This is a genomic window from Nocardia pseudovaccinii (genome assembly GCF_050942345.1).
GTDB lineage: Bacteria > Actinomycetota > Actinomycetes > Mycobacteriales > Mycobacteriaceae > Nocardia > Nocardia pseudovaccinii.
In genome coordinates this window covers 3,569,344-3,592,900 of the sequence record NZ_CP192074.1, presented here as the reverse complement: position 1 = coordinate 3,592,900, position 23,557 = coordinate 3,569,344, and the positions used below count along the sequence as shown (strand labels likewise).

Below are 23,557 nucleotides of genomic sequence, written 5' to 3'. Positions count from 1 at the left end.
TTCCGATTTTCCTGCGATGGAGAAGAAAGGATTGATACCTTCCGCCAAGAGCAAGACGCGACCAGGCTTCGACGAGGATGCAGTTCAGTGTTCGATTGGGATCTCCTGCGTAGTACATCCAGCGTGCATGTGCTGATGCGATTGGCGCAGGAACGCGGCATGTCGGCGGAAGCCTGTCTCGAGGGCACGAAGCTGGCGCCCGAGGCGGTGAGCGATCCCGATGCCGCGGTGACGGCGCGGCAAGAGGTGCGCGTCGTGCGGAATCTGCTCGCGCGTTGCGGCGCCGAACCAGGATTGGGCGTCGAGGCCGGGAACCGCTATCACTTATCGCTGTACGGACCGTGGGGGTTGGCGCTGCTCAGCAGTCGCACGGTGCGCGAGGTGATCGAGGTTTCGCTGCGGTATGTCGATTCGGCCTTCGTGTTCGGTCGGCTGACCTTCGAGGAGGGACCGGCCGAGTCGCGGCTCATCTTCGACGATTCGGCGATTCCGGAGGATGTGCGCGCCTTCCTCACCGAGCGTGTCATCACCGGTATCCAGTCCATCGGCCGGGAGCGGTTCTCCGCGGGTGTGCCCGCCGCCCGGATCAGCTTCCGCCATCCCGCTCCGGCGGATACGACGCGCTACCGCACCGTCTTCGGTGTCGAACCGCAATTCGACGCGGCGGTCAACGAATTGGCTTTCGACAGTTCGTATCTCGATGTCGCGCTGCCGCAGGCCAACGAATGGGCGCGCGGAACATGCGAACAACTGTGCCGCGATCTGCTCACCGCCCGCCGCGCCCGCACCGGTGTCGCCGGTTCGGTGCGTGACCTGCTGGTCCGCAATCCGGGTGAGATTCCGGACCAAATCGCCGTCGCCGCAGCGCTTTTCATGAGCCCGCGTACGCTGTCTCGCCGCCTGCGCGACGAAGGCACCTCCTTCCGCAACCTGCTCGACGAGGTACGCCAGATGATGTCGGAGGAACTGCTCAGCCACACCGATATGACCACCGAACAGGTGGCGGCCCGCCTGGGCTACGCCGAGGCCGCCTCCTTCATCCGCGCTTTCCGTCGCTGGCAAGGCTGTCCGCCACAGGAATTCCGAGCCCGCGGGACGCTCGTCGCAACCAGGTGAACCCTCGGCACAAACGTCGAGAGGACGCTTACATCAGTCCATTCTCGGCTGACCCGCGTTGGCGTGGATGATGCCGGACAGCCAAGGGGTCAGGCCGGGGGCGAGGGTGTCGAAGAAGGTGCTGTAGTTCGGGTCGGTGAGATAGGTGCGGGCGATGCAGATGTGCATGGCGGGGGTGCAGTCGAAGTAGGTGTCGATGGAGGCGCGGTGGCGTTCGGCCAAGGCGTTGGCTTCGTCGCTGCCGGGGAGTACTCCGGCACGGTAGGCGGCGGCGAGGTCGGCGTTGAGTGCGTCGACGGTGTCGGCGATCTGTTGCCAATCCTCGGCGGTTCGGTCCGCGGCGCGTTCGGCGTACTGGGCCCACTGGGCGGTGTCACCCCAGCGGTCGTGGGCCTGGGCGGTCCAGGTGGGTTGCCAGTCCTCGCCGAAGATCTCGATCTGCTCCTCGGCGGAGAGCAGGATTCCGGATTCTCTGGCCTCGATCACGCGGTCCATGCCATCGGCCATCTGTTGCAGACGAGCGGCGCGCTCGCGGAGTTCGTCGCGCTGCCGACGCAGCGACGACGTCGCGTCGGCGGCAGGCGCATCCAGGACCGTCTTGATCTCATCGAGGGGTACGCCCAGCTCACGGTAGATGAGCACACGATGGACGCGGGCGATGTCCGCCCTCGTGTAGAGCCGGTACCCGGCGTCGGTGCGCTCGGTCGGGCACACGAGCCCGATCGCATCCCAATGGTGCAGCGTCCGGATCGTGACGCCCGTGCACGCGGCGGCCGTACCGACGGTGAGACCGGCATCGGCCTGATCAGTCACGCCGCCCAGTCTGACAGGCGCGCTCATGCCGGTGGCTCCCCGATCCCGACGGACCGCAGCAGCTCGGCTTCGGCACTGTTCGGATCGTATGGTCGCGCCGCGGTCATGATCACCCGCGTGTTGTCCGGCGTTCGGATCTCGAGATCCACCGTATTCCACGGCATCGGCCGCGGACCGGACGTGCAACCGGGCAGCAGTTGCTCGCACGCGGCCGCGATCTCGTCGAGCTGGCTCAGCACGCAGGCGAAGCTCACGCTCAGTTCGGTTGCCGCCGCGGTCTGGTCGGCGGATACGAGCAGGACATCCTGGAATGCCCAGCGCCGCAGATGGGTGAGTCGGCCCGGAATGGAGAACAGGTCGAAGAAGCCGAGTCCGCGCGTCCAGAAGTCGACCGACGCGACCAGATCGGCGGTCGGCACCGTGACGAACATCGGCATCCCGTAGAGGCCGCGGAAACGTTCCGGCGCCACGGCGTCGAGCGCGGGTACGGGAACCGGACTGATATCGAATGCTGGGTAGGTTTCGCTCACCGCCACATCGTCGAGCCTGACGTAACGTCAGGGTCAAATCACGGCCCGCTGGACCGAGATCCGCGAACTGATCGAACGGCGAAAGTCGCTATGCCGCACGGAAGAACAGATAGTCGAACAGCGCCAGAATTCGGTCGATGCCGAATTCATCGGGATGGTCGAGCACCAGACGCGCCGCGGTTTGGATGGTGCCCTGTACGACCTGGGCCAATACATCCGGATCGACGCCATCGGCATCGGGCTCCTCCGCCAGCCACAGTCCGAGTGCTTGCCGCAGTGGTGCGCGCAATTCGTCGCGAGCCGCGGCGACCCGTTCCCGCAGTACCGGCGGCACACCGTCGATCGGGAAGTACACCAGTCGCCAGGTATCGGGCATCGAGCAGACCTCGGTCAGAAAGTGGCCGAGCATCGCGGGCAGCTGTTCCGGTGCGGCGGTTCCGAATTCGGGTGTCGTGGCGGTATCGGCTACCGAGCGGGCGACTGCCGCCGCCATGCGGGCGGTCTCGCGTTCGATGAGCGCCTCGAGTAGTTCGTCACGGCTGCCGAAGGAGTCGTAGACGACCGGCCTGGTCACCCCGCCCCGCTCGGCGACGGCGGCAATGCTCACGCTGGTGAATCCCGCCTCCGCCACCATGCGCAACGCCGCGTCGAGCAGTTGCTCACGCCGGTCCGCTGGCTGAAGTCGCTTGGCGTACTTGCGTTTAGGCGATTGCTTGTGGGGCGCTGCTTGTTTCGCGTCGGCCATCGCTAGTTCTCTCTGATTCCGGCGGCGGCGACCGCCCGGCGCGCCACCCAGCGCAATGTCTCGGATACCGCCTCGCGCCGTTGCGCGCCGTCCTCGGCGAGCACCAGCCTCGCACCGGTCTCGCTCGCACTGATCACCGCGTGGCTCAACAACTCTTCGTCCATATCTCGCTCGGTGAGCGCGGCGATCAGCGCGAGTACCGCTCGACTGCGCTCCCGCAGCGCCTCCCGGCCGCGATCCACCCGTTCGTGCGCGGTTTCGGGTAGGCCGTCGCCGGGCATCAGCACGAATCGCCAGCTCTGCGGCGCGGCCGCGACGAGCTCGAGAAAGATATCGACGGCATCGGCCGAGACGTCCGCCGCGATCGCGGCCAGATCCGCGCCCTCCTGGAATACCGGAGTCGCCTCGGCCGCCATGGCCAGCACCCGTTCTTCCTCGCGATCGAGCAGTGCCTCGAAAAGTTCTTCCCTGTCACCGAATTCGGCGTACAGCGCGGGGCGGGTAACACCTGTCGCTCGCGCGATCGCGTGCATACTGGCGCCGCCGTAACCCTCGCGCACGATCAGGTCCCGTGCTGCGTCGAGAATGTCGTCGCGTCGTGTTGACAATTACCCTCCAACGTCGGCTGACGGACACCTGTTTCAGATTTGCTTCCGGCTGGGCCAGTGTACGCATTTCGCTCGCGCCCGCCGCGGATTCGACGTCCCAGCACGCGAATAACGCACCGGCGCAAGGGGTGCGTGGAATTTGATTCCGTTGTATTCGGTGCGTCCGCAGTGTTAGCGTTTGCCCGGCAGTCGATGGTGTCGATCACACCGGGGGCACAGGGTGACCGCGTTCACAGACCCGCGGTCAGTACGGCAACAACTGTCGAGACTCCGCGACGGGCAGGGGCGCCCGGTTGTGGCCTGCTGGGGGAATTAGAGGAGGGAACATCGATGGACGCCGATGCATCGATGCGGCTATCGAAGACAGCACCGACCACGACGCAGGTCGCGCGCAAGAACCTCACCGACACCACGCTGTCGAGTCTGCGCACCTTCGGACGGGTGGTCGACCTCGGCCTCGAATCGGCGCGGGGCACCGTCTCCGATATCGCCACGCGCAGGTTCCGGTGGCACGAAATGCTGCGCCAGGCTTGGTATCTGGTGACCGTGACCGCGATTCCCGCGGTATTGATGGCGGTGCCGTTCGGGGTGGTCGTCTCGGTGCAGGTAGGTAATCTGATCCATCAGCTCGGCGCGGATTCGCTGATCGGCGCGGCGGGTGGGCTCGGTGTCATCCAGCAGGGCGCGCCGATCGCGACCGGTCTGCTGCTCGGCGGTGCCGGGGCCTCGGCCATTGCCGCCGACCTCGGCGCACGCACAGTTCGCGAGGAGATCGACGCGCTGCGCACCATGGGCATCAACCCGGTCCATAGGCTGGTGATTCCACGGGTGACCGCGATGTTGCTGATCGCACCGCTGCTCAATGTGCTGATCATCTTCGTCGGCGTAGTCGCCGGATACGCGGTCGCGATCGGCGCGCAGAACGTCACGCCCGGCAGCTACTGGGCGACCTTCGGCTCGTTCACCGTGCTCACCGATGTGTGGATTTCCATAACCAAGGCAGTACTTTTCGGGTTCATCGTGGTGATCGTCGCCTGCCAGCGTGGGCTGGAAGCCCGCGGCGGGCCGCGCGGAGTCGCCGATGGTGTCAACGCCGCGGTCGTCTTGTCGGTGGCGTCGATCATCGTGGTGAATTTGGTGATCACGCAGGTCGTGGCCATGTTTCTGCCGCTGCGGGTGGCGTGATGATGGCTACTCGCTACGTGCCCAGGGGATTTCGCTGGGCAAATCGACTGCTGGACCGGGCGCGCGTGCTGGATGCGCTGGAGAATGCGGGTTTCGCGCTCGGGTTCGTCTTCCAAGCGCTTGCGGCTATTCCGTTGACATTCAGGCGTTATCGCGGCGAAACCATGCGCACCATCACCGATATGACCTGGGGCCGCGGTTCGGTCATCGTCGGCGGTGGCACCGTACCGATGTTGATCGTGCTCGGCATCGCCATGGGCGCGGGCGTCGGCATCCAAGGTTTCACCACCCTGGACCTGCTCGGGCTCGGCCCGGTCACCGGTGTCGTCTCGGCCTTCGCCGATACCCGCGAACTCGCTCCCATCGCCGCCGCGGTCGGATTCGCCGCACAGGCGGGTTGCCGGATGACCGCCGAAATCGGCTCCATGCGCATCTCCGAGGAGATCGATGCGATCGAATCCCTCGGCCTGCGCTCGGTTCCGTTCGTGGTGACCACGCGGGTGATCGCCGGTGCGATCGCGATCGTGCCGACCTTCTTGATAGCGCTGATCCTGAGCTATCTGGCCTGCTCGACCGTGGTGGTATTGCTGCACGGCCAGGCGGGTGGTGTGTACGACCACTATTTCTTCCAGTTCACCAGTGGTTACGACGTACTCGCCGCGGTGATCAAGATCCTGGTGTTCGGCATCGCGGTCATCCTGATTCATTGCTACTACGGGTTTTTCGCCTCCGGCGGACCCGAGGGCGTTGGCATCGCGTCGGGGCGGGCGGTGCGCGCCAGCTTCGTCGCGATCATCGCGCTGGATATGGTGCTGACCCTGCTGCTGTGGGGTGTCGACTCGGCCATCGAATTCCCGGGGTAGGCCAGATGCCGAACTACGGATTGCCGGGCGTCACCATGGGGCGGCGCGGATCGCGCGCGCTGGGTGCGACGGCATTGGTCGTCGCGGTCGGAGTCACATTGGCTTGGAACGGGTATCGGAACCAGCCCGACGGCGAGCGCATGCGGGTGCAATTGCGCACCGAGCAGATCGGCGAGGGCATTGCCGAGGGCACCGCGGTGCGCTTCGACGGCGTCGATGTCGGCACCATCACCGATATCGCCAGTATCGGCACGGGCCGCCAGCTCATCACGTTGGATCTGGACCGAGCCCAAACCGCCGGACTCACCGAGGATCTCACCGTCGACTACGCGCCGGAGAACCTCTTCGGCATCAGTGCGGTCACCCTGCGGCGTGCCGACGGCGGTGCCCCGCTGCGCTCCGGTTCGGTGGTCGATCTCGCAGGCGCGCACGCGAATCGGGTCCGCGACGCGACGATGGGGCGGTTGCTGCGTGCGCTCACCGAGACCTCGACCGAGGTCTTCACTCCCCAATTCGCCGAAGTACTCCAGACCTTCAGCGGTGAACTACGGGCCTTCACGCCGATATTGGAGGCCGCCGTCATGCTGAGTCGTGCGGTCGCCGATACCCAGCGCTACCCGTCGTCGTTCCTGATCGATCAATACGCGTCGTTCTGCGACGGATTGGGCTCGTTCACCTCCGCGACCTTCAAACTGCTGAAGTCGGTCCTCGATATCGAAGTCCTGCGAAACGATCGGGCCAAATACGACGCGTCCATCCTGATGATCACCGGGCAGGCCTTCCCGGCCATCGGCACCGTCGGTGATATTGCCCGCCAGCACTTCTCCGGCTACGGCGATATGTTGGCCCCGTTCGTAGCCGCTCTCGCCGCGACCGTCCCCGATCCCGGCCGATCACATGCCGAGTTGACCGAACTGATCCAGCGGCTCGATCGCATCTTCGCCGACACTTCCGACGGCACTGCGCTCAATGCTGCCGTCACATTGCGCGGCGTGCCGGGCATCGCGGTGCCGCTCCTCGGTCAGCAAGGATTCGCGATGCTGGGCGGTGCGTCATGAAGCCGACCTCGACCGTTGCGGTGGCATGGAAGCTCGGCCTGTTCGCGGCGGCGATGATCGCGCTGCTCGCAGTGATCGCGGCGGCCATTGTCCGACCGGTCGGCGGCGATACCGCGACCTACCGTGCGGAATTCACCGACGCCAATGGCCTGAAGACCGGTGACGACGTGCGCATGTACGGCGTCGCGGTCGGCAAGGTGCAGCACATCTCTCTCGAAAATGGCCGTGCCGCTGTCGAATTGACGGTGCAGCGGGATCGGCCTGTCTACGACGCCAGCGTGCTCGCCATTCGCTACCAGTCGCTGACCGGACAGCGCTATATCGATATCCGCCAGCCCGAGCATCCGACGCCGAAACTGGCCGACGGTTCCACCATCGGGGCCGACCACACCATCCCATCGTTCGATATCACCCAGCTCTTCAATGGTTTACAGCCGGTGCTGCAGGAATTCTCCCCCGGCGCGCTGAACCAGTTCACCGAGAGCGTGCTCGCGGTGATCGAGGGCAATGGTGCCGGGATCGGGCCCGCGCTCGATGCGATCGGGCGGCTCAGCTCGTATGTATCGGACCGGCAGGCCGTACTCGCCACGCTTGTCGGCAATCTGGAATCGATCTCCGCCCAGATCGGCGGCCGCTCACCACATCTGGTGACGCTGCTGCGTGGGCTGTCCGATGTGTTCACCGCATTCCAGGAAAAGCTCGACGGTCTGATCGATTTCGCCAATGTGGCCCCGTCCGCGCTCGGTCCGCTGAACAGTCTCTTGGCCATTCTCGGATTCACCGAGGCCGCGAATCCGAATCTGGAGAACGATCTGCGCCTGCTGTTTCCGGATCCGGCGACGGCTCTGGATCTGCTCGGCAGACTTCCCGGTCTGCTGCAATCGCTGTCCGCACTGGTGCCGTCGGGCCGCACCGGGGTGCAGGTCGACCTCACCTGTTCGAAAGGGCAGGCCCAAGTGCCGTCCATGGTGGCGGTACTGATTGCCGGGCAAAGGATTTCGATATGCAAAAGCTGAAGCACGATCGGCACGAGGCCACCGAACAGCGCCGGGAACTGCGCCTCGGCCTGATCGGCGCGATCGTGCTCGTGCTGGCTCTCGGCGCGACCGCGGTGATCTATGTGCTGCCGATCGGCAAGTCCACCTACACCGCGTATCTGCCCGAGGCGCAATCGATTCGTGTCGGCAACCAGGTGCGTGTTGCCGGTGTCCCGGTAGGCGCGGTGACCTCGCTCGAGCTGCAACCGGATCGGGTGCGGATGGAATTCACCGTGGACCGCGATGTCTTCGTCGGCGATGCGACCACCCTGGAGATCCGGATGCTCACCATCGTCGGCGGTCACTATGTGGCCGTGTTCCCGGCCGGACAGAAGCCGTTGGGTAGGAGTGCGATTCCGTCGGATCGGGTCGAACTGCCCTACAGTCTGGTGCGCACATTGCGGGATGCGGCGAAACCGGTTGCCGAGGTCGATGCCACCACGTTGCGCGAGAATCTGGCCGCACTGCGAACTTCATTGGACCGCAGCCCGGACGGTCTGCGCCGCATGGGAAATGCGATGCAGACCTTCGTGACCATCCTCAACCGGCAGAACGCCGAGGTGTCGCGTTCGCTGACCGTCACCGATGAATTCCTCACCGTCATCAATGACAACCGGTCACTGGTCGGCCAATTCGTCCGCAAGATCGGCCTGCTCGAGGTGCAGGGGCTGAACAAGAAGGCCGAGATCACCCAGGCGCTGGTGATCGCCGCCGAACTGCTGTCCCGGATCGCAGCGCTCGAACCGTCCTGGCGCGAGCAGTTGCAGCCAATGGTCGACAAGTTGATGGAGGCTTTGCCCGCACTGCGCGATCTCGTCGGGAAGCTCGATGGTTCACTGAATATGCTGCGCGGCGTCGAGGCGAAGTTGCGGACCGCGGTGCATTCGCAGGACGGTATTGTCATCGATCAGTCGGCGGACACCATCACCACCTGCATCCCCGTCCCGGGAAGAGGGTGCTGAGGCCATGAAACGGCTACTCGGTTCGCCGGGGTTCGTCACGATTATCGGGGGCATCGTCATCGCGGTCGTCGCGGTGGCGGGCTATCTGGTGGCGTTCCGGCCGATGGAGCACAAGCTCGGCTACTGCGCGATCATGCCGGATGCCGTCGGTCTCTATGTCGGCAATCACGTCACCATGCTCGGCATGCCGGTCGGCACCGTCACCTCGGTCGAACCACAAGGCGACGGTGTGCGCGTCGAATTCGATGTCAAGGCCGGCCATCCGCTGCGGGGACAGGTCAGCGCCACCACCGTCTCCGATACCCTTGTCGCCGATCGCGATCTCGCGGTTCTGGGCGAACCCGGCGGCACCGCATGGAAACGCGATACCTGCATCACCCAGACCTTCACACCCAAGAGCATTACCGAATCACTGTCGGCCTTCTCGCGTCTGGCAAGTGAACTCGATACCCATGGCGCACCAGGGATCAGCGACAGCGTGGCGGCCTTCCAAAAGGCCACCGCGGGAACCGGTCCCGCCATCAATGCCCTGATCAAGGATCTCGGCACCGCGCTACGCGCCCCCGATGCCGCCATCGGGCATATCGGGGCGCTCATCGACGCGCTCGGGCAGCTGTCGGCCAGCATCTCGACCAACTGGGCGGATATCAAAACCGCGCTGGTGAACGCCGGGGCGGGCATCGCCTTCGTCAACGAGATCTGGCAGAAGGTGGTGCAATTGGTCGATTCGCTGCTCGTCGACCTGCCGATGTTCAATGACATCTCACGCAAGTACGGCCGCGAGATTCTCCGCGGACTCGACGATCTCGCACCGTACCTGCGCTTGTTGAGCGCCGATGTCGGGACGCTGCAACAGGTCGTGGACATGATCCCGGCGCTTGTCGGAGCGTTCCAGCGGGCGATCGACCCGCGGACCGGGCAGGTGAAGCTCACCTATGCTCCGCCGAAAGTCACACTGCCACAGGAGAATGCCGAACAGATCTGTGCCACGGTGAATGCGGTGCTGCCCGGGCGGTGCCGCAGCGTGGCGAACGGGCTCGGTGACGTCGATCTGGCCGCGCTCGTTTTCGCTCCGGTAGGTGCGCGATGAGAAAGTCGGTTCTGCTGCGAAGGGTCGGATCCGGGTGCGCGGCGGCGGTAATGCTGCTCGGCGGTTGCGGTTTCGATCCGTCATCGGTACCCGTGCCGGGTGCGTCGGTGACGGGTCCGACCTATCAGGTCCGGATCGAATTCGCGAATGCGCTGAATCTGCCGAAGCAGGCCAAGGTGGTGGCCAACGGCGCCCGGATCGGCAGCCTGCGCACCGTCACGGTGGTCGATCCATCCGCCCGGGACAGCGGCCGGATCGACGCCATCGTCGATATCTCCAGCTCGGTGCGGCTGCCGACGACAACCACCGCACAATTGCGCCAGAACACCGTCCTCGGCGATATCTACATCGGACTCACCACTCCGCCAGCCGATTTCGCCACCACCATCGCACCCGGCGGCACCATTCCGCTGCAACAGACCAGGCCAGCGCTGCAGATCGAGGATCTGATGGCGGGCATGTCGACCTTCATCGGCGGCGGTGCGCTGCACAGCATGCAGGAGATCGTCAACCGCACCAATGCCGTCCTGCCCGCGCAGCCGACCGAGACCGCACGGATCTTCGACACCCTCGGCCACGACGCCCAGGATGTGGCCGACAATCTGGACTCGGTCAACCGCCTGATCGACGCGATACAGCAGGACCTCGGGGCGGTGCTCGACAACCGGGAGGAGTTGGATGCGTTGCTCTCCGAGCGCGGTGCGCACGATATTCCGGCCTTCGCGAATTCGCTGGTGTACACCCTGGGTGTCGTCGGCGCGCTCGGCGTCATCGGCCACGCCATCGCCTGGCTCGGCCCGTTGCTGCAGGCCGGAGATGCCGCCGCCAAGGCGTTCGTGCCCATGCTGTTGGCGGCCGACCCGCTCGACCTGTCCGCGCCGTCCAACCTCAACCGGCTGGTTGCGCTGTTGCGCGACAAGATCATCCCATTCGTGCAGCGAGGCCCGAAAGTGAATCTGACCCGAATCGGCGTCGAGGGCTCGGCCGTATCCACCGATGACCAGGTCGATCGCATTATCGCGAGCCTGCGCATGATCGGCATGGTGCGATGAAATCCCTTGCCGTCAAACCGAGTTCAGCCGTCTCCCTGGCCGCCATCGCGGCGATCCTGGTAATCGGCAGCAGCTATTTGAGTTTCGGCGTGGTAAAGGTCGGCTGGCTCGAGGCGTACACCGAGGCCACCATGGTGCTCACCGACTCCGGCGGCCTGCTGCCTCGGTCCAAGGTGCTGCTGTCCGGCATCGAGGTCGGCCAGGTCACCTCGGTATCGCATACCGGCACAAAGGTTTCCGTGCACTTCCGCGTCGATGACAAGTACCACATCCCGACCTCGAGCATTGCGCGGATCGAGAGTCTGTCCGGACTCGGCGAGTCCTATCTGGACTTCCGCCCGCGCAGCGGCGGTGCGGGCCCGTATCTGCGCGACGGGCAGACGGTGGCCGCGGACAAGATCGTCATGCCGATCTCCATCCCGGAAGTGGCCCAAACAGCGACCCGCATCCTGAACCAGCTCGATCCGCAGGCAATGGGCGCCATTGTCGAAACCTTCAGCCAGGGCCTGGCGGGGACCGAGACGGTCGTCCCGCAACTGTCCCGGTCGACGGATCTGCTCGCGGCCACACTGCTCGCCCGTTCGGATGTCATCCGCGACATGCTGCTCGCTTTCCAAGCCGAGGCCACCGATATGTCGTGGTCCGGGCCCGCGTTGCACGATGCCTCCCGACCGTGGGCCGCGTTCGGACCACGAGTGGGTGAAGTGGCGGCCTCGATCGCGCGGGTGGTCCGCAAGGGCGATGTGCCCGCCGACTACCTGACCGATACCAACGAGACGGTCGGGCTCGTGCCGTTGCTGCGGCAACTTTCCGTGCGGCTCGACCAGATCGGACCGGATCTGGCAGCCATGATCCCGCTCGTGCGGCCCGTGGCCGCGCTGGCGGCAAATGCCTTGCAGCCCTTGGATATCGGCGGTCTCATCACGCAGGCGCTCAATACCACCAGCCCCGATGGCACGCTGAACTTCCAGATCACCGTCAAATAGCCTCCTGAGACAGCAACGCTCAGCGGACCGACACATCACTCTTTGCGGAAATCTGTATCCCCACGAGTCAGCCACACACGCCAGCACCGTACGGACCAGAGTTCCGATTCCGTCCCAGACAACTTAGGCTGTGGTGACGTCTTCGAAGGGACAGCGATGTCTGCGATATCGGAATCGCCAACGCGCGCACTCAACGGGCTGGTGACCCACGGCTGGAACCGAGCCGCGCAGCTCTACAACTTCCCGATGCTGCAACGGGTGGCCTATCGCCCACCACAGGACGAGATCATCGCGCAATTGCGGATCGGCGGGGCGCGTCGGATCGCCGATATCGGCTGCGGCACCGGCATTCTCGCCGCCCGCATCGAATGCGAACTGCACCCGGATGTGGTGTACGGCTGCGATGCGTCGGTGGGGATGTTGAAGCGGGCGCGGGCGCGGTCGGATCGGGTGAACTGGCGCAATCGCCGAGCCGAGGATCTCGGCCTGCCCGACGGTGCGGTGGAGGCGGTGGTGTCCACGCACGCCTTCCATTTCTTCGATCATGCGGCGGCACTCGCGGAGTTCCATCGGGTGCTGGCGCCCGGCGGGTTGCTCGCGATCGTGATCAATAATCCGCGCAGCCGGTGGGCAATGGCGCTACAGCCGCCCGCGGTGCGGGGGCTCGCCTACTTTCCGCCGCCGGAGGAGATGCGTTCGCTGGTCCAGGCGGCCGGATTCACCGTTGTCGAACAGCGGCCGGTCCGTCGCCCACTGCCGAACTCGCTGGTACCGGACGTGCTCACGGTCGCACGGCGCTGATACCGCCACCCGTGGCATGCTCGTGTCATAGGTGTTCTCCGACCGGAAGGCGGGTGCGATGCCCGAATCAGCGCCATGACCGAGACCGTGTGGTACGCGTCGTACGGCTCGAATATGCATCTGAGCCGCCTGCGCTGCTACCTCGCCGGCGGCACACCCGACGGCGGCGCGATCACGCTGCCCGGCTGCCGCCACGGGGCCGAACCGCTGCGCTCGGTACCGCTGACGCTGCCCGGCCTGCAATATTTCGCCACCGAATCCCTGACCTGGACCGGCGGCCGAGCCTTCTACGATCCCGACGCCTCCGGTGAAACCGCCGCCCGCGCCCATCTGGTCACCATCGACCAGTTCTGCGATATCGCCGCCCAGGAGATGTACCGAACCCCCGGAACCGACCTGGACCTGCGCGAAGCGATCACCCACGGCCGCGTGACACTCGGTCCCGGTCGCTACGAAACCCTGGTCTGCACCGGCACTTTCGAAGGGATTCCGGTCCTCACCATCACCGCGCCTTGGCGCTACACCGACCTGCCCGGCAACCCACCGTCGGCCGCATACATCCGCCACCTCGCCGCTGGCCTGACCGAATCCCACGCCTGGACAGTCGAAGAGATCGCCGGCTACATCGCCACCCGCCCCGGCGCGGAACTCGGCTGGACCGCCGCGACCATCGCCGCCCTGCTGGGTCAGGCCACGCGAATGGATGCGGAGACGATCGCGCCGTCCCGAACGACGTAGTAGCCCGCGAAAGTGCGGTAGGTGCCATCGGATTGCCGGGCGGACAGCCGGATGTGGACGGTATCGCCCTCCTCCGCGGTGATCGTCACCGCGTCACGGTCCGTGGTGGCCAGGCCGTCCACGAAATCGTCGTAGCTGGAGTCGAGATTGCGGCCGCCGAGTTCCCACGCCTGCGGATAGTCGCGCCGGTTGATCGCGTCGAAATAGGCGTAAACGACTGCGGCGGAGGCGGATACCACTGCCGCGACAGTGGTCGGCGGGGCGCTGGTCGTTGTCGTCGCCGGGGCGCGAGCGCCGAGCGCTTCCACCACCGGGACCGTGGCAGCGCTCGGCGTCGCGGACGGCCCCGACCGGCCGTCGGACGGTGTGAGTACCAGTACCACCGATACGGTGGTGGCGAGCGCTGCCAGCACCAGCGTCGGCACCCTCACGAAAGACGTTCTCGGAGTGGGCCGTTCAGGTTGACCAGGCGCGAGGTCGGTGCCGCAGCCGGTACAGAACCGGCGTGCGGTATCGGCCGGTTCGCGTCCACAGTTCCAGCACACCTGCGCACCGCACGAGGTGCAGTGCCGCTGCCAGGTCCCCGGGAGCAGGCCCCGGCATTTCCAGCATGTCGACATGAGAACCGCCGGACACCGTCGTCGCTCAGCCGCCGAGGATCGAGGTGGCGGCGGCCTCCAGGGCCGTCACCACCCCGGCCAGCGAGCCGATGCCGACCACCGCCCTGGCGACGGCATGCAAGAGTCCAACGAGCAGATGCCGGTTCGGGCTGTCCTTGTCGGCCTCGGCGCGGGCCTGTTCGACGGCGGCGACGATATCGTCGCGATCACTCATGCCCTCGGTGGCCGTGCCGATAACGCTCAGCAGTTCGGTCAGCGCGTCGCGGAGTTCGGGCAGATTCGTCGGGGCCGTCGCATGGCGCGGACCATTGGTGTTGGTGACCGTCGCATCGTGTCCGCCGATCGCCGATCGGGACAGCCGCGCATCGCCGCCGATGGTGACTCCGGTGTTCTTGTCCATAGGTGCCTTCCTGTGCCACTGGGGTCGTGGGTCTCATCGCTCGGCCGCGTCGCCGGCCGTCGCGTTCACCGTCGTCGCGGTCGAACCGCCGATCGACGAATTGAGCAGCGTCGCATCGCCACTGATGGTCACGCTGTTATTGGTGATCTGTTCGCCGCGCCGCAGCAGTTCGTCGGGATCGACGTTCTTCTCCACGAGGAAGGCGGCCAGCGTCTCGAAGACCCGCTTCTCCAGGATCTTGGTGTACATCTCCTGATCGAGCAGTTGGAAGTAGCGGTGGTAGCCGATCGACCTGCCGCGCTTGTCGACGCGCAGATCACTGGCCGCCTCCCGAATGCTCAGCAGCGCACCGTGATCGAAGGTGAAGACCTGGCTGATCTCGTTCTGCTGACGCGCCAGCTTCCGCCGCCTGCGCACGTCGGCGAAGGCCTGGTACACGACATTCGGTACAGCGCGCAGCCACATGCGCGGCAGCCGGAGCAGACTGCGCCACAGCAGGTTCAGCAGTTGGCGCGGGCGCGGGCGCAACAGCAGTTCGTCGACTTCGTGATAGGCCTTGCGCAGCGGCGGCACCATGCAGTAGGTGGACTCCACGAACAGCGAGGTAGAGCTGGCGGCCAGCCGCAGAAAGCCGGACCACGCCAATTCGCCGTCCCAGCCGACGATTTCGGTGGTCAGATAGGGCCGGGCGCGGTCCTCCGGCGCGAGCATCAGCGCTTCGACCGTGGACTCCGGAACCCGGTCGAGCGGGCGGCCCAGCGCATCCGGCAGGAAGCGCCGATCGTGATGAATATCGTTGCCGTTGACGAACAATCGGTTGTAGACGTCGAGATTCGGCACATCGAGTTGGGCGATCTGCTTGCGCAGCCGTTCATTCAGCTCGGTGACGGTGAATTCCTGGATCGGCGCATCGTCATTGCGCGCCTTGGTGATATCCAGCGCCATCGACCACGCGCCGAGCGGAAATCCGTGCCCGAGGAACGGCTGATATCCGTGGTACACCGTGACATTGCCGCCCGCGTACGCCGCCACATGGTCGATTTCGGCGCGGACCGCCGCCAGGTGCGGCACCGGTGCGCTCGAAGCCCGAAAGACGCCGCGCCGCAGCGTATGCGCTGTGCGGCCCCAGCGTGCCGCATACGCTTCGGCGAAAACCGCCACCCAGGCGAGCACGATGGCGAACATCGCCAGCTTCGACAACAGCGCGAACGGATCGAGGACATTCAGGTAGCTGAGCGCGCTACCGGGCTCGACGCCGAGGAATTGGTTGCCGATCAGCAGGACCAGCACAGTGCACAGCGCCAGATCACGGATCAGATGCCGAGTCCGGGCGGCCACCGCGTGTTCGGCCACCGCGACCAGATCCACCCCGGGTGAACGAGCGACCGATCGCAGCGGTTCTTCCAACACCTTCTCGACCACCTCGGTGGCGAGCACACTGTCCAAATGGACAGCCGCGCAAAGATACCGGGTGGCCTCGTCACGACGCAGCGAACCGGGACCGGTCGGCTGTGTCCTCCCCTCCACAGGATCCACTCGGCGCGAGGGCGCCCCACAGTTCCCGCAGAACGCGTAGTCTTCGGGGTTCGCATGGTCACACTCTGGGCATTGCACACCGGTAGCCAAACATTTCACCGGGATCAGTTCCTGGAAATTCACTGTGCTGTACCGCAATTCGCCTGCACCTGACCACGGCGGGTGTAAGAATCACCCGATGAGCCTGGGTGCGGGCAATATGTTGCTCGAACGGGATATGGGGCACCTGCGAATACTGGTGGCCTCGCCGCTGGGTCGGGTCATCGAGCCGGTACTGAAGCAAGCATTCGCTGGTTCGACCGTCGCGGTGGCGCTGGACCGGCAGGCCGTGCGGCGCGAGGTCGTGCACCAAGTCCGCTTCGATGTGGTGATCACCGATCTGATCTGGAACGATCCGGCGCTTGAGTACGGCTTCGACGGCTTGGACGTGCTGGATATGCTGGGTTCGGCGCAACGCCAGGCCGCGGTGCTGATGGCGGCGCAGGGGCACAGCATGGAGCGCGACCATCTGGACGAAGCACTGCTCAGGTCTTCGGAATTGGCCGGCTTCTATTCGAAATCCTCTGGCGTCCCGGCATTGTTGGAGGCGATTCCCCCGGCGGCGACCGGACGGCGGCCATATCTCGAGCCGCCGCCGGCCACGCCGCCCCCGCTGTATCGGCTGTTCCAGGGGCAGCGCGGTGAGACGGCCGCGCGGCTGGCCGGAGCCATTGCCGCGGGTCGCGCCACCGATGCCGTTTCACTGGCCAAGGCCGCCCGGGTCGGTCTCAATACCGCCAATAAGGTGGCCAGCGTCTATATCGGGCCGATCGTGCTCGAACGCGGCGAGCACGATCCCGACTTACCGCTGACCGCCAATGCGATCTACCGGTGGTGCGGCGTGCACGCGCATTACCTGCTCAGCTGGTGCCGCCGCAACGGTCACGACGACGTACTCACGGCTGACACACCGAGCAGCAGTTCGTCGAGATCCACCCGATAGCGCCCGGAGCGCAGCCCGTCACCGCACGCGATCAAGCGTGCGGCCAGTGCGCCGACGGCGCCGGCCATGGTCGCCGCGGTGCCGAGCTGCGGCCAGGTCGGCAGCGTATCGCCCACCTGAGTGAGCGAATAGCGCAGCCGGGAGGTGAGTCCGCCGCCGACTATGGCACCGACCAGCCGCGACCGTTGACCCGGATCACCGAGTTCGGCGAGCGACCAGTGCGCCGCGAACTCGACACGCCCGTGCAGGATCGGATAGGCCGGGTCGAGGTCGTAGCGTTCGATATCGAGCAGCACATTGTCGCCGTTGTCGGTGACCATGACGACCGGAATTCCGGCTGCCTTCGCGCGTCGTCGAATATCGAATTTCATCGGCAGATCGTCCATTTCCTCGAGCAGCACCGCCAACTGCTCGGTGCCATGCCCGCCGAGGAAGTCATCCGCGAACTCGGGCACATAGCCGTGCGGGAAGGCATCGATCCGGGTGTAGGGGTCGACCTCCAGCGTGCGGCGTTGCGCGAGTGTCAGTTTCGACTCCCCCAGATCGCAGACCGAGGCGGCCAAGCGGTTGAGATTCGTCGTGCCGAGGGTGTCGCGTTCGGCGAGGCGGAAGCGTCGCGCGCCGGTCAGCGAGCAGACCGAGAGCGCCGCCGCGCCGACACTCAGCCCGGCTATGCCGATCAAAGCCTCCGACCAGGTTCGCTGCTCGTGGGTTGCGATCAGGAATCGGTTGCGGGCCGTACGCAGTCGCCAGAAGTGTTCGGCATCGGGGAGTTTCACCACGGTTCGACGCCAAGGAAAGACGATATAGCGAGCGGCCGGTCCGCTACGGCGCAGCGACGCGATGTGATTCGCCATTTCCGCTCGTGCCTGTCGTGTGGCGGCAACGAGCCGGGGATGGTCGAGGGCGACCAGTTCGGGTAGGCAGCCGTCCCACGCATCGACGTAGCGGAATCCGGAGCCGGGTGCGAGCAATTCCGCGATCCGCGCGGAATCGTTTTCAGGGTGCAGTATCTCGATCATGCCGCACGCCCCGTCCAGCGATGTTTGATATCGGCTTCGAATCCGGCCGATGCGAAGGGCCGCAGGCTGATCTCGGGCTCGGCCGCCGGGCCCAGCGTCCGGTGCAGGCGGCGGTATTCGGTGTTGGTACGTTCCAGCGCGTCCACGACCGCGCGCCGCAGCCGCACCGCGAACCCCTCGATCGGGTGCGTGCCCGCGCGCAATTCGACCCGCAGGGTGAGAGTCTGCTCGAACTGCCTGCCGGTGCTGGTGGCGAGCACGAACTTTCCGGTCACCGTCGGGGCTATGTCCGGATGTTCCAAGGCCATTCGCACGCTGTCCGGGTAGATCTTCAGCGCGTAGAAGGACGCGGCGATATCGGTGCGCCGGTGCAGAGCCAGGAATCCGCACGAAGCGGTCGAGGTGGTAATCGGAATATCGTTGTCGCCGACCAGATCCGCGAGTTCGCTGGCCGAGAACAGCGCACCCTGATCGTTGATGCGGTAGCGCACCAACGGGATCGCGGTGTCGATGGTGAACAGGAAGCGCTGCTCGGCATCGAGTTCGGCAAAGCGGTAGTCGGTATCGTATTCGACCAGGGTGGGCTGGATTTCGTCAGCACTGAACAGTGCCGTGCCGACGACGCGCTGTCGCGCGGCCAGTCGGCGCACGGCGATGGTGGTCGCGGTCTCGTGTCCCATGATGCCCGCATCAGCGGTGCCGTACATCAGACAGGTTGCGGTGGGATCACCGGATTTACCGATCTGCCGCAGCACCCAGTCACGCCAGTTCTCACTGATCGCCTCCCCCGCCAACAGGATTCGCAGATCCTGACTCAGCACCGCTTCGGACGCGCGGTCCAGCACATCCTTGATGAACGGCGGATAGCCCGCGAGCACCACTTGGTCATAGCGCGGGCCGAGCGTCGCGATATTCTCCAGGATCGCTTCGGCGTCGATGCCGGGGGCGATGACCGAGAGTCGATGGCCGCGGCGGCGCAGCATCAGCGCACCGGTGTAGGTGTAGGTGCCGCCGATCCAGTTGCCCATGGCGAAGCCGATCACCAGCAGCGTCGAACGGCGCTGGGATCCGAAGCACTGCTGGAAGATCCGCGCGTAGAGTTCGGTACTCTCGTCGAGGGAGGCGATATCGCGCGGCCAATAGGTCGGGTGGCCGGTGGAACCGGAACTCGTGGACCACGTTCCGGCCCTGGTGATATCGCCGCGCCAGACGAGCGCGTCGAGCGGGTATCGGTGCAGATAGTTCTCTTTCGTCATGGCGGGCACATTGGCGAAATCGGCGAGGGTGTGGATATCGGCGGGGTAGACACCGTGCGCGGCGAGGAAGTCCGCGTAGGCGGGAACCTGCCGAGCAGCACGGTGGAAAACACCGAGCGCACGTTGGAATCCCGGTGTCGGGTCCGGTTTCACGGTTGGCAGAGGTATCGACATGATGGTTGTCCCTGAGTCGGAAGTAGTGCTCCGCAATCGTCCGACCTGCGATAACGCCATGCGGAACAGTCCATACAAGGTCCATACAGGCGCTGCGCGGCGGGTCAGCGTGTCGAACAGAGCGGTCGGGATGGCACGCCGGGCAGGTAGCGCTGCCATTCGGCCGTGCTCAGTCCGGTGCTGCCGCTATCGCACAGCGCATCGGCGACACGGTCCGGATCGGTCGCCCACAGCCGCACGACCTTATCGGGACCGGCGCCGATGAGCAGTTGCCCGCCCAGTGCGTAGCCAGCGTCGTTGACCCGGCCGGTGTATGCGGTCAGCACGGCGACACGGCGTGGCCGATCCGGATCGATGACATCCCAGATCCAGATATCGCTGCCCTCACCGCCACCGACGACGTAGCGGCCGTCGGGGCTGAAGTTCACCGTGATGATCGGGTCGGGTGGTCCGTCGAGCGTGCCGAGGCCGCGCGGATTTTCGGGATCGGACAGGTCGTAGAGTCGGGCGGTGTGGTCGGTGCTGCCCGCGACGATCGTCCGGCCCTGCGGGCTGAAGGCCACCGAGGCCACGTCGTTGTCGAAACCTTTGAGCGACGGCAGTTCTCGAGGCGGTCGGCCGCGCTCGCGGATGTCCCATACGCGCACGACGTCGTCGGTGGTGGCTATGGCGAGCAGGTTACCGGTCGAGTCGATGGCGACCAGATTCGGCAACGCCTCTTTCAGATCGAGGGCGGCGATGGGCTGTGGAGTGTTCGGGTCCGTGAGGTTCCACATCGTTGCGATCGGATTGTCCTGTCCGACGACCGCGAGTACGGATCCGTCGGGGCTGAAGGCGATCGCGGCCACGATGCCCTCGACCGCTTCGATCGGTTGCCCCAGCCGATGCGGCTGGTGGGGATCACGGACGTCCCAGAGATAGATATGGCCGGTGCGGGTGCCGATGGCGGCGCGGGTGCCGTCGGCGGAGAACGCAACAGCACCGCAGGTCTTTTCGTCATCGCCCACCCCGAGCGCCGGGTAGTCGATCGGAGTGGCCGGGTCGGTGATATCCCAAATGCGGGGACGACTGTCGCCCGCGCCGGTTCCGGTGAGGAATTTGGTGCCGGTGCGCTCGATCGGTGTCTGATAGATGGTGCTCTGCGCACCGCGCAACACCGGGCCGGGCAGTGGCCACAGGTGTGCCACGCCGGTCTCGTCACCGGTGACGATCATGCGTCCACCGAGCGCGTAGCGCACCGAGACCACGATCGCGAGATTCGGCAGGATCAGCTCGGGCTCGGTCGATTCGGTGGTGGTGTTCCAGATGCGGGTGCTGTGATCGGAACTGCCCGCGGCGAGCCGGGATCCGTCGGGGCTGAAGATCAGATCGTTGATGTAGCTGTCGAATCCGCGCAATCTCGGCAACTCGGTCGGTGCGGCCGGATCGTCGACGCGCCAGCGCAGCACTTCGCGCGATCGGCCGCCCGCGACAAGGGTTTTGCTGTCGGGGCTGAACCGCAGCGCCAACGCCTGCGCGGTGGAACCGTCTCGAGCGCGGTCGAAGACCTGCTCCGTGTTGGTTCCGCGCAGACGCCAGATCCGCACCGACGCTTCGGGTCCCGCCGCGGCCAGCATTGTGCCGTCCGGGCTGAAAGCCACAACCGGGGAACCGGCGGGCAGGACGAGCATGGGCAAGGCGACCGGGTGGGCGGGATCGGCGATATCCCATCTGGCCAGGCCGGTATCGGTGGTGCCCGCGGCGAGTTGGCGTCGGTTCGGGCTGAATGCCACACCCGTGTGCGTGGCACCGGGACTTTGCACGGTCGAAAGCAGATGCGGTGCACGCGGATCCACGATATTCCACAGCTCGATCCGACCGGCGGTGATCCGGACGAGGACATCGTCACCCGGACCGATCTCCAACACCATCGGCTGCGGCCCCGGCGGTCCCGCGGGTGCCGGGATCCGACCGACCTCGCTCGCCGGGGTAGTGCCACCACTCACCTGGTAGAGGCCGACCGTCGCATCCACGGCACCGATGGCCAGCAGCGTGCCACGAGAATCGGTGGCGACGACCGTGCGCCCCGCGTGTTCCCCGACGAACCGCACCGGAGTGTGCACGGCGCTAGAATCCAATAGCGCCGAACGCGCTTCCAATGTCGGCTCGACCCGATAGGCCGCCAAGGCCAGTTGCGCCGACAGCGCGGGGTCCTTGTCCCGCAATCGAACTGCCTGCAGTGCGATCTGCCGGGACATCGCGTCATCGCGCGCCTGCGCGGCACTCTGCTGCTGGGTGTAGGCCGCCAGCGCAAGCACGAGGGCAACCACCGAGGCCATCGCCAATGCCGCGACCAGCCGCTGCAGGATGCGGGTGCGGCGGCGCTGGGCGAGGATCGCGGCTTGCTGTTTCGCTGAGCTGGCGGCGAGATAGTCGCGTTCGCGCTGATTCAGGTCGCGGTGGTGACCGCCGGTGCTCGCCCACTCCTGCACCAGCGGCAGCCTTGCCGGGCCGAGCAATTCGCCCGGATCGCAACCACTGTCGTGCCACACCTGGGCGGCGTGGGTGAGTCTGCGGTGCACGATGAGGCCGCCGCGATCACTGTCCACCCAGTCCGACAATCGGTTCCACGCGTCGATGATCGCCTCGTGGGTGATCTCGACGGTCTCCTCCTCACAGGTGAGCAGGCGCTGGGCGCAGAAGCGATCGATCACGGCATTGACGTCGGCGGCGGTGTCGTCGTCGAAGAACAGTTCCGAACGATGCACCCGCCGCCGGGTCACGCTCTCCTCGTCGATGGTCACCAACCGCAGGAAGGTGCGGCGCGCGATCTGACGTTGCGCAGTGGTGAGATCGGAATAGACTGCGTCGGCGCTGCGCTGGATCGCTCCCCCGATCCGCCCTACCGCGTTGTAGTCGAAGACGGTCATCCGCCGCCGGGTACCACGCTGCCAGGTCTGCAGCAGGGCGTGCGAAAGCAGCGGCAGGGCACCCGCATCGTGTGCCGCGCGGGAGCCGTGCGGTGCGAGTTCGAGCAGCAGCAACTGCACCAGGTCCTCGTCCACGGTCCAGCCCGCTTTGCGCGCCGGTTCGACGATGACCTCGCGCACGCCGTCACTGGTCAGCGGGCGGACCAGCACCGCATTCGCGGCCAGCGCATCGTGCAGTACCGATTCCTCCGCGGCGTGCCGGTAGAAGTCCGCACGCAGGCCGAGCACGAAAACCGTTCGGGTGCCCTGGTGGTCGGCGATCGCCTCCAGGAATGCCGCCCGCTGCACCTCGTCCTCGCACTGAGTCCAGGTCTCCTCGAACTGATCGAGTACGACGACCTCGGTCTCTTCGAGTTCGCGCAGTGCGTCCAGCGGATGTGTGCCCGGCAGCGCGACACCGGCGGTGAGTCCCTCCTGCTGCAGCGCGGGCAGCAGACCCGCCGACAGCAAGGAGGATTTGCCGGATCCCGACGCTCCGATGACGAACAGAATGCGCGGTCGTCCCCGCGCGCGCAGCAGGACATCGACCTTGCCCACCAACTCCGCGGTGAGTTCGGCGCGTCCGAAAAACCAACCGGCATCATCGAATCGGAACGGCTCCAGCCCCCGATACGGACTCTCGTCATCGCGGCGGCGACGCCCGGTGGTACCGCGCACCCGACGGACCGCGGTCAGCCAGGGCTCCTGCTCCGCCCGCGTGCCGATGCCGCAGACGGCGAGCACCGCGCGAAACATCTTCTCATTGCCGTCGGTCGGAACATGTTGTCCCGCAAACCATCCGCTGAGCGTGCCCTGCGGACATCCCGAAAGTTCCACGGTCTGACGGACAGTCAGCTCCGCCGCGACGCGCAAGGCCGACAACGCAGCGGCGAATTCTTCGCGAGTTCGAATTTCCGCGGGATCGAGCCCCCCGGCCCACCCTCCTACCACGCTCTGACCATAGGGTTTTCGCGCGCGAAGCCGAAAGGGCCGTAGGGACCTTGTATTGACTACTACCGACCCTGCCCCATATTC

The 23,557-nt window shown here is 65.8% G+C and carries 22 protein-coding genes; 12 read left to right on the top strand and 10 right to left on the bottom strand.

From position 1 onward, the window contains the following. Positions 1-87: 87 nt before the first annotated feature. Complete coding sequence (locus ACQPZ2_RS16120) at positions 88-1,116, top strand: AraC family transcriptional regulator (RefSeq protein WP_433526293.1); 1,029 nt, start codon at positions 88-90, stop codon at positions 1,114-1,116. A gap of 33 nt (positions 1,117-1,149) precedes the next feature. Here the strand turns inward: ACQPZ2_RS16120 and ACQPZ2_RS16115 are convergent, their stop codons facing one another. From ACQPZ2_RS16115 to ACQPZ2_RS16100, 4 genes are all read right to left on the bottom strand, one after another. After that, the gene (locus tag ACQPZ2_RS16115) at positions 1,150-1,929 is read right to left on the bottom strand and encodes a MerR family transcriptional regulator (RefSeq protein ID WP_433526292.1); all 780 of its coding nucleotides are present in this window, start codon (positions 1,927-1,929) and stop codon (positions 1,150-1,152) included. A gap of 23 nt (positions 1,930-1,952) precedes the next feature. Next, a complete protein-coding gene (locus ACQPZ2_RS16110) occupies positions 1,953-2,459 on the bottom strand; it encodes a VOC family protein (protein ID WP_433526291.1) in 507 nt (168 codons plus the stop codon). 88 nt (positions 2,460-2,547) lie between these two features. Next, positions 2,548-3,204, bottom strand: coding sequence for a TetR/AcrR family transcriptional regulator (locus ACQPZ2_RS16105; RefSeq protein WP_433526290.1), 657 nt, complete (start codon positions 3,202-3,204; stop codon positions 2,548-2,550). A gap of 2 nt (positions 3,205-3,206) precedes the next feature. Next, on the bottom strand, positions 3,207-3,812 hold the full coding sequence (locus ACQPZ2_RS16100) for a TetR/AcrR family transcriptional regulator (RefSeq protein ID WP_433526289.1): 606 nt from the start codon (positions 3,810-3,812) through the stop codon (positions 3,207-3,209). A 348-nt stretch (positions 3,813-4,160) separates the two neighbouring features. Between ACQPZ2_RS16100 and ACQPZ2_RS16095 the strand changes: the two genes are divergently transcribed. From ACQPZ2_RS16095 to ACQPZ2_RS16050, 10 genes are all read left to right on the top strand, one after another. Next, positions 4,161-4,997 carry an MlaE family ABC transporter permease gene (locus tag ACQPZ2_RS16095; RefSeq protein ID WP_433527436.1) on the top strand — a complete coding sequence of 279 codons (837 nt, stop codon included), beginning with the start codon at positions 4,161-4,163 and terminating at the stop codon, positions 4,995-4,997. Beyond that, on the top strand, positions 4,997-5,860 hold the full coding sequence (locus ACQPZ2_RS16090) for an MlaE family ABC transporter permease (RefSeq protein WP_433526288.1): 864 nt from the start codon (positions 4,997-4,999) through the stop codon (positions 5,858-5,860). Before ACQPZ2_RS16095 ends, ACQPZ2_RS16090 begins: the two co-directional genes overlap by 1 nt. Before the next feature lie 5 nt (positions 5,861-5,865). After that, on the top strand, positions 5,866-6,918 hold the full coding sequence (locus ACQPZ2_RS16085; RefSeq protein ID WP_433526287.1) for an MlaD family protein: 1,053 nt from the start codon (positions 5,866-5,868) through the stop codon (positions 6,916-6,918). Beyond that, positions 6,915-7,934 carry an MlaD family protein gene (locus tag ACQPZ2_RS16080; protein WP_433526286.1) on the top strand — a complete coding sequence of 340 codons (1,020 nt, stop codon included), beginning with the start codon at positions 6,915-6,917 and terminating at the stop codon, positions 7,932-7,934. Before ACQPZ2_RS16085 ends, ACQPZ2_RS16080 begins: the two co-directional genes overlap by 4 nt. Continuing rightward, entirely contained in the window at positions 7,922-8,917 is a 996-nt protein-coding gene (locus ACQPZ2_RS16075; RefSeq protein WP_433526285.1) for an MlaD family protein, read from the top strand. Before ACQPZ2_RS16080 ends, ACQPZ2_RS16075 begins: the two co-directional genes overlap by 13 nt. Positions 8,918-8,921: 4 nt before the next feature. Next, a complete protein-coding gene (locus ACQPZ2_RS16070; protein ID WP_433526284.1) occupies positions 8,922-10,007 on the top strand; it encodes an MlaD family protein in 1,086 nt (361 codons plus the stop codon). Beyond that, entirely contained in the window at positions 10,004-11,059 is a 1,056-nt protein-coding gene (locus tag ACQPZ2_RS16065) for an MlaD family protein (protein WP_433526283.1), read from the top strand. The genes ACQPZ2_RS16070 and ACQPZ2_RS16065 overlap by 4 nt, the downstream gene beginning before the upstream one ends. Further along, a complete protein-coding gene (locus tag ACQPZ2_RS16060) occupies positions 11,056-12,045 on the top strand; it encodes an MlaD family protein (protein WP_433526282.1) in 990 nt (329 codons plus the stop codon). Before ACQPZ2_RS16065 ends, ACQPZ2_RS16060 begins: the two co-directional genes overlap by 4 nt. A 165-nt stretch (positions 12,046-12,210) precedes the next feature. Continuing rightward, entirely contained in the window at positions 12,211-12,846 is a 636-nt protein-coding gene (locus ACQPZ2_RS16055) for a class I SAM-dependent methyltransferase (protein WP_433527435.1), read from the top strand. A gap of 75 nt (positions 12,847-12,921) precedes the next feature. Then, complete coding sequence (locus tag ACQPZ2_RS16050) at positions 12,922-13,584, top strand: histone deacetylase (RefSeq protein WP_433526281.1); 663 nt, start codon at positions 12,922-12,924, stop codon at positions 13,582-13,584. On the opposite strand, the gene ACQPZ2_RS16045 is transcribed toward ACQPZ2_RS16050, so the two are convergent. The 3 genes from ACQPZ2_RS16045 to ACQPZ2_RS16035 form a co-directional block, all read right to left on the bottom strand. After that, positions 13,533-14,015 (bottom strand): hypothetical protein, encoded by a 483-nt coding sequence (locus tag ACQPZ2_RS16045; protein ID WP_433526280.1) that lies wholly within the window; start codon positions 14,013-14,015, stop codon positions 13,533-13,535. The genes ACQPZ2_RS16050 and ACQPZ2_RS16045 overlap by 52 nt on opposite strands. Before the next feature lie 214 nt (positions 14,016-14,229). Next, positions 14,230-14,604: a hypothetical protein gene (locus ACQPZ2_RS16040; RefSeq protein ID WP_433526279.1), complete on the bottom strand. Its 375-nt coding sequence runs from the start codon at positions 14,602-14,604 to the stop codon at positions 14,230-14,232. Positions 14,605-14,637: 33 nt separating this feature from the next. After that, positions 14,638-16,131: a hypothetical protein gene (locus tag ACQPZ2_RS16035; protein ID WP_433526278.1), complete on the bottom strand. Its 1,494-nt coding sequence runs from the start codon at positions 16,129-16,131 to the stop codon at positions 14,638-14,640. A gap of 187 nt (positions 16,132-16,318) precedes the next feature. Here ACQPZ2_RS16035 and ACQPZ2_RS16030 point away from each other — a divergent pair, with 187 nt between their 5' ends. Further along, complete coding sequence (locus ACQPZ2_RS16030; protein ID WP_433526277.1) at positions 16,319-17,122, top strand: response regulator; 804 nt, start codon at positions 16,319-16,321, stop codon at positions 17,120-17,122. On the opposite strand, the gene ACQPZ2_RS16025 is transcribed toward ACQPZ2_RS16030, so the two are convergent. The 3 genes from ACQPZ2_RS16025 to ACQPZ2_RS16015 all read right to left on the bottom strand — a co-directional run bounded on the left by ACQPZ2_RS16025 (position 17,062) and on the right by ACQPZ2_RS16015 (position 23,473). Further along, positions 17,062-18,144, bottom strand: coding sequence for a ThiF family adenylyltransferase (locus ACQPZ2_RS16025; RefSeq protein WP_433526276.1), 1,083 nt, complete (start codon positions 18,142-18,144; stop codon positions 17,062-17,064). The two genes, ACQPZ2_RS16030 and ACQPZ2_RS16025, sit on opposite strands and share 61 nt — an antisense overlap. Next, positions 18,141-19,574 (bottom strand): phenylacetate--CoA ligase family protein, encoded by a 1,434-nt coding sequence (locus tag ACQPZ2_RS16020; protein ID WP_433526275.1) that lies wholly within the window; start codon positions 19,572-19,574, stop codon positions 18,141-18,143. Before ACQPZ2_RS16020 ends, ACQPZ2_RS16025 begins: the two co-directional genes overlap by 4 nt. A 104-nt stretch (positions 19,575-19,678) precedes the next feature. Beyond that, entirely contained in the window at positions 19,679-23,473 is a 3,795-nt protein-coding gene (locus ACQPZ2_RS16015) for a WD40 repeat domain-containing protein (protein WP_433526274.1), read from the bottom strand. Positions 23,474-23,557 lie beyond the last annotated feature (84 nt).